Origin of the sequence: Azoarcus sp. L1K30 (assembly GCF_018122735.1) — a bacterium.
GTDB lineage: Bacteria > Pseudomonadota > Gammaproteobacteria > Burkholderiales > Rhodocyclaceae > Parazoarcus.
The window spans coordinates 4948775-4958532 of sequence record NZ_JAGRRD010000001.1 but is presented as its reverse complement, the minus strand read 5'-3'; the positions used below and the strand labels follow the sequence as shown (position 1 = coordinate 4958532).

7 protein-coding genes are annotated in these 9758 nt (G+C 63.8%); 5 read left to right on the top strand and 2 right to left on the bottom strand.

The genetic code is table 11. From position 1 onward, the window contains the following. Nucleotides 1-222: 222 nt before the first annotated feature. From J5J83_RS22760 to J5J83_RS22740, 5 genes are all read left to right on the top strand, one after another. Nucleotides 223-2028, top strand: coding sequence for an SLC13 family permease (locus J5J83_RS22760; RefSeq protein ID WP_212352659.1), 1806 nt, complete (start codon nucleotides 223-225; stop codon nucleotides 2026-2028). Nucleotides 2029-2355: 327 nt separating this feature from the next. Continuing rightward, nucleotides 2356-4026: a hypothetical protein gene (locus J5J83_RS22755; RefSeq protein WP_212352657.1), complete on the top strand. Its 1671-nt coding sequence runs from the start codon at nucleotides 2356-2358 to the stop codon at nucleotides 4024-4026. 73 nt (nucleotides 4027-4099) lie between these two features. Beyond that, nucleotides 4100-4450 (top strand): hypothetical protein, encoded by a 351-nt coding sequence (locus J5J83_RS22750; RefSeq protein WP_212352655.1) that lies wholly within the window; start codon nucleotides 4100-4102, stop codon nucleotides 4448-4450. A 6-nt stretch (nucleotides 4451-4456) separates the two neighbouring features. Continuing rightward, entirely contained in the window at nucleotides 4457-5164 is a 708-nt protein-coding gene (locus J5J83_RS22745; RefSeq protein WP_249115827.1) for a C39 family peptidase, read from the top strand. Nucleotides 5165-5174: 10 nt separating this feature from the next. Further along, nucleotides 5175-6275 carry a hypothetical protein gene (locus J5J83_RS22740; protein WP_212352646.1) on the top strand — a complete coding sequence of 367 codons (1101 nt, stop codon included), beginning with the start codon at nucleotides 5175-5177 and terminating at the stop codon, nucleotides 6273-6275. A gap of 491 nt (nucleotides 6276-6766) precedes the next feature. Here the strand turns inward: J5J83_RS22740 and J5J83_RS22735 are convergent, their stop codons facing one another. Further along, nucleotides 6767-8059: an acetate kinase gene (locus J5J83_RS22735; RefSeq protein WP_249115826.1), complete on the bottom strand. Its 1293-nt coding sequence runs from the start codon at nucleotides 8057-8059 to the stop codon at nucleotides 6767-6769. Nucleotides 8060-8103: 44 nt separating this feature from the next. Beyond that, nucleotides 8104-9435 carry a sigma-54 dependent transcriptional regulator gene (locus J5J83_RS22730; RefSeq protein WP_212352643.1) on the bottom strand — a complete coding sequence of 444 codons (1332 nt, stop codon included), beginning with the start codon at nucleotides 9433-9435 and terminating at the stop codon, nucleotides 8104-8106. Nucleotides 9436-9758 lie beyond the last annotated feature (323 nt).

Below are 9758 nucleotides of genomic sequence, written 5' to 3'. Positions count from 1 at the left end.
CCTCCCAACCTCCCCCTTGAAGGGGGAGGAGCTCTCTTCTTGCCCTTTCCTTGAACATACAAGGGGAGGGCGAAAGAGCCGCCCCCCGGTCGCAGCGCAGCGACGCGCCGTCGTTCAAATAGAACCAGAGCATCTATAAGCTAAACTTTTTATTCTTTTGAAGTCTTTCCGCACTGCGGTAATTTAGCGCTACCGAAACTCCGTGACGCTGAAGGCTGCACCATGCTGGTCCCCGAGACATACCACGCCCTGATTGTCGGCTTCGTGCTGATTGCGCTGTTCGCCAGCTTCGTGCGCGAATGGATCAAGCCCGACGTAGCGGTGATGAGTGCGGTCGGTTTGCTGATGGCGCTCGGTCTGCTCTCGCCGAAGCAGGTGCTCGGCGTGTTCAGCAACAGTGCGCCGATCACGATTGCCTGCCTGTTCATCATCAGCGGTGCGCTGAGCAAGACCGGCTGCGTGGACCGCCTGGGCGAGTGGCTGGGGACGATGGCCGGCAACAGCGAGCGCCGGCTGCTGCTGGCCATGCTCGCGGTGGGCCTGTTCGTGTCGCCCTTCATCAACAACACCCCGGTGGTCATGGTGATGATTCCGGCGGTGATCGCGATGGCCGGCCGTTACAGCGTGGCGCCGTCACGCCTGCTGATTCCGCTGTCGTACGCCACCATTCTGGGCGGCATGATCACCATGGTCGGCACCTCGACCAACATCCTCGTCGACGGCGTGGCCCGCAGCCATGGCCTGACGCCGTTCCGCATGTTCGAGATCAGCCCGGCGGCGATCGTGCTGGCCCTGCTCGGCTGCGCGTTGATGTTGTGGTTCGCCCCCCGTCTGCTGCCGGTGCGCGAGACCCTGACCCAGCAATTCACCGGCAGCGGCGACCGCCTGTTCATGACCGAACTGTTCGTGCCCGAGGGCTCGCGCCTGGCCGGACGCACGCTGAAGGAAGCGCGCCTGTCCAATGGCGTGATCAAGGTGCTGAACCTGTTTCGCGGCGACGACGAGATTTCGGCCCCCTCGCCCGACACCACACTGCAGGTGGGTGACCGCGTGGTGGTGCATAGCCGCAGCAGCGCGATGATGGATCTGCGCAGCAGCACCGATCTGATCGGTCTGCAGAGCCAGAATACCGATCCGCACGACCTCGAAACCCTGCGCCGCCGGGGCGTGGTAATGGTGGAGGCGATCGTCGGCCAGACTTCGCGCTACGTGTTGCGGCCGATTCGCGATCTCGACCTTGCCGCGCGCTACGGTATCCACCTGATCGCGGTACATCGCAAGAACGCCTCGATTGCCGACATCGGCGACGATTTCCAGCTGCAGTTCGGCGACGTGTTGCTGGTGGAGGGCACCCCGGCCCAGATCAAGCGTTTCTGCGAGAACGGTGACCTGTTCGCGATCACCGATGGCAAGGCACCGGTGAACAATCACGCCAAGGCGCCGATCGCGCTGGCGACCATTGTCGGGGTGATGGCACTGGCCGCCTTCGACGTGATGCCGATCGAGGGGCTGGCGATCATCGGCGCGGTCATCGTAGTGCTGACCGGATGCCTGCGCGCGGACGAGGCCTATAAATCGATCGAATGGCCCATCCTGGTGCTGATCTTCGGCATGCTGGCAATGAGTATCGCGATGCGTGATTCCGGTCTCGACAAACTGCTCGCGGGCAGTCTGGTGAGCATCGGCGGCGATCTGCCGCCGTGGGCCATGCTGTCGCTGATCGTCCTGATCACCTCGATTGCGACCGAATTCATCAGCAACAATGCCGTGGCGGTGCTGTTCACACCGATCGTGATCGGCATCGCCGAGCACATCGGCGTCGACCCGCGCCCTTTCGTGGTGGGTGTGATGTTCGCCGCCAGCGCCAGCTTTGCCACCCCGATCGGCTACCAGACGAACACCCTGGTGTACAACGCCGGCAACTACCGCTTCACCGATTTTGCCCGCCTGGGCGTCCCGCTGAACATCGTCGTGTGGCTCAGCGCCAGCGTGCTGATTCCGCTGTTCTGGCCACTGACGCGGGTTTGATGAGCGGTCGGGAAGGCACGCGATGGCCGCTGCCTTCCCGGACGTTTCACATCTGATACACCTCGCGTTCCGATGATTCAACGCACGTCATAGCGTCGTCCTGGCGCGGCGACGTAGCCTCTTCGGCATAGCAGATGGGGGCTCACCCCCGGCCGACCTGTAACAAACCTTGACAGTTCACGCCGCCAGGCGCGCAACCTGCATTCCGTTCAAACGCCGAACGCCCCTTCCTGCGGCGCTTTCAGCCCGATGGCACGGGAGTTGCCACCGTCGTCCTCGAGGTGGGACATCTTGCCCTGCCCTCACTCGCCACAGTGGAGGAAAATCATGAAGCTCAGTCTGCTCTCGGGTGCCATCGCGCTCGCGTTCGGATTTGCCTCGCAGGCAATGGCAAACCCGACCAATAACCTCAACGAAGCAACCAATACGGCAACGCAGAACGCAACTGCCAACTCGACACAGGGCGGTACGGGCCCGCAAGCCAATGAGTATTCAACGGCAACGTGGGACAGCAGTTCGTATTCGGACGCCAGCAACAACTCGGACAACAGCAATAACTCCGACAACAGCAACAATTCGGACAACAGCGACAACTCCGACCACAGCAGCAGCGGCATGGCGATGGCCAAGGATTATGGCAACGCCGCTGCGCTCAACGGCAGTACCGCAACGTCGACGATGACCGACTCGTTCAACAAGACCTCGGCCGTTGCAATGACCAAGCTCGAGGGCATGGTCACCAAGATCCAGGTGCATGATCTGGGTAACAGCGCCCACAACATGAACAGCGGCAATGGCGGTAACGGCGGCAAGGCTTACGGTGGTGACGGCGGCAGCGCCTACGGCGGCAAGGCCTATGGCGCCAATGGTGCCGATGGTGGCAAGGCCTACGGCGGCAACGGCGGCGACGGCTCATCCGGCGGCAGTGCGACCGGTGGCAATGCCGACAGCGGTTATGTGAAGGGCGGCACCGCCGGCGATGGCGGCAACGCCAGGAACGCAAGGGCGGGCAGTGGCGGCGATGCGACTTCGTCCTCGGGTAGCGCTAGCGCATCCGACGGCGCAACCGGCGGCAATGCCATGGGCAAGGCTGGCGGGTCGATGGCCAAGGGCGGCAGCGCCACATCTTCGGATTACGCGACCTCGGGCGACGCCTATGGCACCTCGGGCGATGCCAAGGCCTACGGCAAGGCCAGCAATGGCGACGCCTGGGCGGGCAGCAAGGCAGGTGGCAGCGGTGCGGATGGCGGCTCTGCCGACTCCGGCAATGCATGGGCGAAAGCGGCCGACGGCACGGCGCGTACGCGCGGCAGGGGCGATGACCCGGCTACTGTGACGAACACCGCCAATGCGAACAGCGGCGCAGGCGGCACCGGCGGTGCGGCATCCTCGGCCGGTGGCACCTCGGGTGCATCGACCGCAAGTAACGGCCCCAGCTCGGCGACCTCGACCGCCAGCTCCGGCGCCGGCACCGGCACCAGTGGCGCAGCGACCTCGGGCGGTGCAACGGCGACAGCGGGCGCGGGCTCGGCAACCGGTGGCACCAACACCTCGACCGGTGGCGCAGCAACCTCGAGCGCTTCGGCGACATCGGGTAACAGCTCGTCCAGCGGCGGTGCCGGCGGCATGGCCTCCAACACGGCAGGCGAAGGCGGTGTGGGTGGCGCGGCGACGAGCGGCAGCGCAAGCGGTGGCGCAGCGACCGGCGGATCGGGCGGCGCAGGCGGCTCCGGCCAGGGCGGCCAAGGCGGTGCAGGCGGCGCTGGCGGCACGGTGACGGCCGGTGCGGCGACCGGTGGCTCCGGCCAGGGTGGCAGCGGCGGCATGGGCGGTGCTGGCGGTACGGTGACCGTGGATGCGGGACACTTCGACATGTCCAACGCCATCAGCGGCAGCTTCACCAATGGTGCCGGCATCATCCTCAACTCCCAGAACAGCGGGATCGGATCGCTGGTGCAGCAAAGTGCCAACGTACAGGCCAACCTGACCCTCAGGTAAGCCTGAAGACGATGCCGGGCGGTCCGCATGACGCCCGGTGTCCATGCAGCACAGCAGGATAAGGAGGCTGACCATGAGACCCCATCTGTCCATGATCGCCCTGGGCATTGCGCTGGCAGCAACGTGCAGTACGCCGGCCTCGGTTCATGCAGAAGAGGCCCTCCCGGACACCGTCGAGTTTGGCGGTGCGCCCCTTGATGCGAATGTGCTTGACAGTCAGCGAGGCGGATCGGACCAGCATCTGAGCGAAATCATCGCCGTTGGAAGCGTAAGTGAAGTGGAGGCACATAACGTCGTAACGGGTTACAACATCGTGTCGGAAGGCGCCCTCGCCGGCGCATCGGGCATGCCGATGTTCATCCAGAACTCCGGCAACGGTGTGTTGATCCAGAATTCGGTCATCCTCAATGTAGAGGTGCAGTAAGGGCGCATGATGCAAAAACACATCGTGTCACCTTCCGGCTTGACGATCGTCGTGGCGATGGTATGCCTGTTTGTCGCCACGGCGGCCTTCTCCGACCAGCTCCGGCTGCTCTCGCCCCTGGGCGGGAACCTGACGGTGCCGACGGTAAGCCTGCGGGAGGCTCGCTTCGTGTCCACGATGCGCCAGCAATATGACTTCAGCTGCGGTTCGGCCGCAGTGGCGACGCTGCTGACCCACCATTACGGTTATGCGGTAACCGAATCGAAAGTGTTCGAGGTCATGTTCGAGCATGGCGACCAGGCGAAGATCCGCCGTGAAGGCTTCTCCATGCTGGACATGAAGCGTTATCTCGACCATCTGGGTTTTCGCACCGACGGTGTCGAGGCATCGCTGGACCAGCTCGTGATGGCGTCGGTGCCGGCCATCGCCCTGATCCAGGAGAACGGCTACGCCCACTTCGTCGTGATCAAGGGCTTGCGCTACGGCAAGGTGCTGATCGGCGATCCGGCGATGGGCACCCGGGCCATGGAACGCAAGGCGTTCGAGAAGATCTGGATCAACGGCATCCTGCTCGTGGTGAGGAACAAGGCGGGTGTAGCCCGCTTCAACGACGTGGCCGACTGGCGCGTCCTGCCGCGCGCACCGATTGCACGCGGCCTCGAGAACAACGTGGCGGATGTGCAGTTGCTCCGCCGTGGGGCATGGGACTATTGAGGCACGCGCCATGACGAGCCCACGCACCTTCGCCCTGATCGCTGCCCTGGCCACGACCACCACTACGGTGACGGTGCTGATGGGTGCGAACATTGCACAGGCATTGGTCGATGGCGAGGTGGTGTCGTCCGAGACCGCGGGTGACGGCATGTCCAGCGTCATGGGCACCGAAGCCGACGTCGCCAGCCGCCAGGGTTTCCATCCGGCCGATTGCTCGAAGCACGAGGTGCTGCCGGCGGAATTGCTGGCACTGGCCGACTGGCCGCTGGACTACACCGAGACCTGTGGCCGCAAGGACGTTGCGCAGGAGGGCATGGCCCCCGTCGAGGAAGCCGTGGTCAAACCCATCGCCGTCCTCGCAGAGGTCGCCGAAGCCACGATTCGCAGTCCGCGTGAAATTCTCGACAGCTATGGCGACACGCCCGCGGCCCTCGCAGCGCGCAAGGATTCGCCGGCCCCCGTTGCGGACGCGAAGATTCTGAGCATCACGGAAGTGCTGAAGACCGCAGCACCGGTTGCGATCAGCCCCCCGGTCTACGCCACGATTGCCCCATCCATGACGCCGGCAGCGGCTGACGTTGCGAGCGCGCCGTCCGGCCTGGAGGCGTTGATCGAAACAAGGGAGGCCGCACAGATTGCCGCAATCGATGCGGCCGCCGAGCATCCACTGCCACCGTCCGTTCTCCGGCGCATGCCCGTGCTGCTCGCGGACGCGCCCCCGGTCACGGACAGCACGCTCGACAGCCTGCGCGGCGGTTTCGAAACCCCCTCCGGTCTGCGCGTATCCTTCGGTATCGAACGTCTGGTCTATATCAACGGCGAACTCAACAGCGTGACCAACGTCACGCTGGCCAACCTCGGCGACATCCATGGCAAGGGTATGCCGGACGGTACGACGCTGGCAGTGATTCAGAATGGACCGAACAATGCCTTCGTCGCCAACGGGCTCAACGATGCCGCCCTCGCCACCGTCATCCAAAACTCCCTGGACAACCAGAAGATCCAGGCCGTGACGACGATCAGTGCTTCGGTCAACAGCGTCCAGATGCTGCGCGGCGTGCAGATGAACCACTCCATCCGGGACACGATGATCCAGTCGCTGGTGCGCTGAGGGAAATGGCGCATCGAAGAATGCATGAAGACGGGCATCGCCGATGGGTTTCGAAGCTTTCAAGTGCAGCTGAAACCCATCCCCCTCCCAACCTCCCCCTTGAAGGGGGAGGGGCCAAACTGTGCCGCCAGAACCTTATTAGCAGGTCCCTTCCCCTTCAAGGGGAAGGACAGGATGGGGATGGGTTCGGCGGCGAGTCCTCGAAACCCATCCCCACCTCAGCCCGGTAGCCAGCGCAGAGACGCGCTGTCGTTCGGGCGGCAGCGAGCGATGCTCGCTGAAACCCCGCTCTCACCCCCTTGAAGGGGAGGGAGCCAAACGGTGCCGCCAGAACCCTATTAGCAGGTCCCTTCCCCTTTAAGGGGGCGGAGGCGGGGTTTCGTGAAGCATCGCTTCACGCCGCCAGAGCGGGGCGGCTGTGCAAAGCCGGCCCTCCGGACAGGATGGGGAAGGGTTATGTCGGCGACACCTCAAACCCATCCCCTCCGCACCTATAGCGTCATCGGCATGCGCAGGGTCAGTTGCAGGTCCGGCGTATCGCTGGTGACACCGACGCCGAGCGAGAGATTGACGGTGTTGCCCGAGTTCAGCCGGTGCGAGTAGCCCAGCAGCAGCGAGCCCAGTTGCACCGTCACCGAGCCGGCCGCGGTCTTGCCGTTGATCTTGACCTTGCCCACCGACTGATGGTCGTAGCCGATGCTGAAAGAGGAGCGGTCGTTGAGCGCGAGGCCCATGCCGAAGTTGAATCCGATCACCCCGCCCGGTGCCACCTCGCCGATGAGCACGTCACCACCATCTGTATTGGCCTTCACGTTGTCGCGTTTGAAGCTATGTTGATAGCTGACACCGCCGAAGAAGACCGCCGGGTCCGACGGCATCAACACCGTCAGGCCCGGCGTGAGGGTGTAGAAGCCGGAGCCGGTGGGCAGTTCGCTTTGCAGGCCGGTGCCTCGCCCGCCGGGCAGGGTGTAGTTGGTGCGGACTTCGAAAGGGTCCTTGCCGGTGCGGGTTTTCAGGCGCAGCGAGGCGATGTAGTAAGGGCTGTCGCCGCCGCCGTCATTGAGCTGATAACGCCCGGTGATCTCGACATCGCCAAGGTTGCTGCCATCGGCATCGAAGACGCTGTCGACCGAGCTGCCTTCGGCGATCTCGCGGCTGATGCTGGTGTCGCTGCGATAGACCCAGGGGACTTTCGCCTCGAGTTCGAAGCGGTTGGTAATCCCGCGGCGCACCGTCAGCGCGGCGGTAAAGGTGTTGCGCTTGACCTCGCGCACGTCGATCAGGCCGATGAGGATGGCGGGGATGACGGTATAGCCGACCAGCGCGATGCGGTTGCTCGACGAGTAGGCGTATTGCAGCGAGGGCTCGAGCACGTACTTGCCGGGCGCGGTGAGCACCCCGGGGGTCTCGAAAATCGTCGCCATCTCGCGCGACCGGGTGTCGCGCGCCGGATCCGGCGCCTGTCCGACCGGCTTCTGCGGGTTACCCTGCTGCGCCACGACGACCGGCTGCTCCTTGCCGCCGGCCGGGGCGTCGACGCCACGGCCGCGGACCTCGCTGATTCCGAGCGAGCGCTTCAGTTCGGCTAGCGCAGCCTCCTGTCGGGCAAGGTTGGCTTTCAGGACGTCGATCTGTGCATTCTGCGCGTCGATCTGCTGTCGCATCTGCGCCATGTCGGGATCGGCGGCATCGGCCGCCATCGCCAGACCCGGCGCAGCAAGCATGACGCATCCGGCAAAGCCCTGCCCCAGGGCCTGCACAATCCGTGTCGGCTTGAACTTCATACACTCTCCTCCCAGAGTTGGCCGGCGCACGATGCCGCCAAGCGCTACAAAACGATCTTCAGACGGTCGATCATGCGATACAGGGTGACGCGAGACACACCGAGCTGGCGTGCGGTCGCCGATACGTTGTTCTGGTAACGCTTGAGGCTGGACTCGATCATTTCGCGCTCGACCGTCGTCCTGACCTCGTCCAGCGTCGGCGTGGTCTCATGCGCCCCGACCGCCGGCAAGCCGAGATCGGCGGCACTGATGAAGCGGTTCTCGGTCATGATCATGGCGTGCTGGACCCGATTGATCAGCTCGCGCACATTGCCCGGCCAGTCGTAGGCCGTCATCGCCTGGTAGGCCTCGGCACTGAAGCCCCGCACCTGCGGACTGCGCTGATCCTGGTTCTTGCCGTAGATCATCTGGGCCAGCAATTCGATGTCGTCCCTGCGTTCGCGCAGGGCCGGCACCACCAGATGGAGCACGTTGAGGCGGTAATACAGGTCCTCGCGGAACCGCCCCTGCTCCACCGCCCGCTTGAGATCGACATGGGTCGCGGCAATCACCCGCACATTCATGCGCAGGCGTTCGGTACCGCCGACACGCACGATGGTCTTCTCCTGAAGAAAGCGGAGCAGGCTGGCCTGGAGGTCGAGCGGCAGGTCGCCGATCTCGTCGAGAAAGAGCACGCCGCCATTGGCGGCCTCGATATGCCCGATGGTGCGCTGATGCGCACCGGTGAAGGCACCGCGCTCATAGCCGAAGAGCTCGGAATGGATCAGGTTGGCGGGAATGGCCCCGCAATTCATCTCGATGAACGGCCCCTGCGAACGAGCGGAATGCCCATGCACTGCGCGCGCGACGAGTTCCTTGCCGGTGCCGGATTCGCCGCCGATCAGCACCGGTGCATCCACGGTGATAATCTTCTCGATCTGACGGTACAGGTGCAGCATCTTTGCACTGCGCCCGGTCATGCCGAATCGCCCGTCACCCTCTTCGTGACGCGGCACACCCGGGCACAGGCTGGCCTTGCCGTGCGCATGCCCGAGCGTGATCAGCATTCGCTCGCGATCGAGCGGCAATGTATGGAAATCGTAGAAATTGCGCCGCAACACCGGCGCCAGCGTCGGGTCATCGAGCAAAGCACGCGGCAGCACCGCGATCCATTCGACCTCATGACGCGAGAGCATGGACTCGAGATCGCGCAGCGGCCATGAATCGACCGCATCGAACACCACCAGGCCGACCAGTGTTTCGCCGTTGCCAAGCACCTTGCGCGCGCGCTCAAGCGACGTCGTGACCTGGAAATCCCAGCCAGACAGCTTCAACCCTTCGAGCGACTTACCTGTTTCACCAGTCCGATCAAGCAATAATCCCTTACGACCTAGCATGCGCTGACGCCCCCTCGGGGTGAAATCCATGCGATCGGGGAGTTCGTGGCCAACGACGCCCCGTGGCCACAGATGAAGACATCTCCGTGCCGCAGTGCCAGTGGGAGAACCCGCTCCGCTCCTCCTGTTGTTCTGCATCGGCATCAGCGCATTTCTAAGATCGCGTCGAACGCCGATGAATACCTGTTTTATAGCCGCTGAAGGCAGGCGCTTCAATTCCCATCCTCACGACGTCGCCATTGTTCAATGCCATGTGTGACAAAAATCACACTCTTGACCTGGTTTTACACTCTCCTCGGAAAATAGTGGATTGACAAATCAAG